The sequence below is a fragment of the Microbacterium sp. NPDC019599 genome (genome assembly GCF_040632175.1).
Classification (GTDB): domain Bacteria; phylum Actinomycetota; class Actinomycetes; order Actinomycetales; family Microbacteriaceae; genus Microbacterium.
The window spans coordinates 1-2,018 of the sequence record NZ_JBEYBL010000020.1; the positions used below are offsets into that span (position 1 = coordinate 1).

The window sequence follows — 2,018 nt, forward strand, 5'->3', positions numbered from 1 at the left end:
TCGGGCGGCTCGAGCACCTCAGAGGCTCCGCCAGGGGCATCCGGAACCTCACCCAGTACATCGCCCGATCCCTGCTCGAAGCCGGCGGATTCAGATCCCCGACAACACCCTCATCTGCGATGAGCCGCTTTTGGTTCTTTCGTTCTTAGCGCGACCAGGCTCGCCAGCGCTGCGATCGCGAGCGCAACGGATCGCGGAATCATGCTCGCGCTGACACGTAAGAGTCGACCTATGCGGCGCAGCGAGGGTCGCTAAGAAAATACCTTAGCGCGAGCCAGGTTGGTGTCAGTCGTGGTCCACGACTTGCTTCTGCCGACTGTTCAGGAAATGGCGTTCAACGAGCCAGAAAAACCCGTAGCAGATGACGAGGACGATCGGCAGGACGACGAACGTCATGACCAGGTACTGCACGGTAACGGGTAGTCCGAGCGGGAGGAGAAGTAGGTTGGCGAGCCCGAGGAGAGGGCTGTGCACCAGGTAGATGCTGTAGGAAAACAAGCCGAGGGTGACGAGCGGTTTCGATCCGAGCCGACCGATCCATTTCGGGGTACGTCCCTGCACGGAACGGGGACCGATGGCTGCGAGCCCGACGGCCAGCATGAGCCCGACGAGGACTTCCACCGCGTAGTACGCCACCACCCCTTGATGGAAACGCGCACCTAGGCCGACGATCGCGACGCCGGTCGCCACTGCGATCAAGCACAGCGTCCGCGGTCGCACATTGTCTCGCACGGTCACCTGAGCGGCAAGCATGCCGGCCGCGAAGAGCGCGACGAGCCACGGGTGAGCGAAAGTTCCGACGTCGAGGAGCACGAGGACGAACGTAATTAAAAGCATGAGGAGGGTCGTGGCGGTGCCCCCGATGAGACGCCATAGCGGTAGCAGGAGCAAGGGCATCAGGAAGTAGATGTGCCACTCAACCGCCACACTCCACAGAGGGCCATTCACCTTCCCGATCGATTCCGCCGAGAAGTCCTGCAGCATCAGCGCGTGGAGCACCACGTCCGGCACGGTAACGGGGACTTTCGAATCCCACTGCGTTCCGCTTGGCTGTTGCAGGATGGGCACGAGCAGGATGAGCAACAGTGAGAGCGCCAGGGCGGCGTAGTACGGGGGAAGGATCCGCCAGGCACGCTTGCCGATGTAGTCGCCGAAACCCTTCGTGAGACGGTTATTGTTACGAGCCACCGGCAGCATCAACACGTAGCCTGACAGAACAATGAACACGGGCACGCCGAGGAAGCCGAACTGGAGCGCACTGCCCACGATCGGAATCTGGTCAGACTCACCGGTCTTACCCGTCAACTTGTATGCATGGAAGACGGCGATTGACAGTGCTGCAAGTCCCCGGATGCCGTCGAGGTAGGGCAGGCGGATGCGTTCCTGAACGGCCGGCTTTACAATATGAGTCACGACGTCCCGCCACGTTTTGACCCGGACCAGATGGTCGTACAGTTCGCGTCCGGAGTCGCCAGCGCGCGGAATCCCGTCACGATCGGCGCAACCGCTGTCGGGGCCGTTGGGATAACGGCGTCAAGGTCAAACGATTGCTTCCTGGCATAGATCCTGCTATTCGAAAACTGCATCAGCACGGCCAACCGCGCGTCATCAGGGGCAATGCCGGTGTGCTCAAGGAATGTCTCCACCCTACGACAGGTCTGCGCGGTCTGCACCGCCGCCTCCCCGGTCCGGATTATAAGCTACGCACGAAGAACTCCACCGAGTGATTCTAGATCGACACCGTTGAGGCGTGCCACCGACGGAGAAACACCGAGAATTAGTGCAGAAAACCCAACTACAGTCCAATGGCCAGTCAAGTGGCACAAGTGAGGTGGGAGGAGCCGCCGAGCCCTTCGATGAGCTCAAGCGGACCGATCGGTAGCACGTTCCAGGGCTCTTCGCAGTTGAGGGTGTAGTGGGGGTGCGCGCCGCTGGGCGGATAGGCGTCGAGGCCTTCGAGGATGGAAGTTCCTACGCTCAGCATCCGAAAGACCTCGACGTGTTCAACGCTACCTTCG

General features: G+C 61.1%; 2 protein-coding genes. Both read right to left on the reverse strand.

Features of this window, described 5'->3' with window-relative positions; all coding sequences use genetic code 11:
• Positions 1 to 285: 285 nt before the first annotated feature.
• Positions 286 to 1,413 carry an acyltransferase gene (locus tag ABZ477_RS19095; protein ID WP_360136420.1) on the reverse strand — a complete coding sequence of 376 codons (1,128 nt, stop codon included), beginning with the start codon at positions 1,411 to 1,413 and terminating at the stop codon, positions 286 to 288.
• Between the two features lie 400 nt (positions 1,414 to 1,813).
• Positions 1,814 to 2,018: hypothetical protein (locus ABZ477_RS19100; protein ID WP_360136422.1), on the reverse strand; the 205-nt coding region annotated here is incomplete at its 5' end.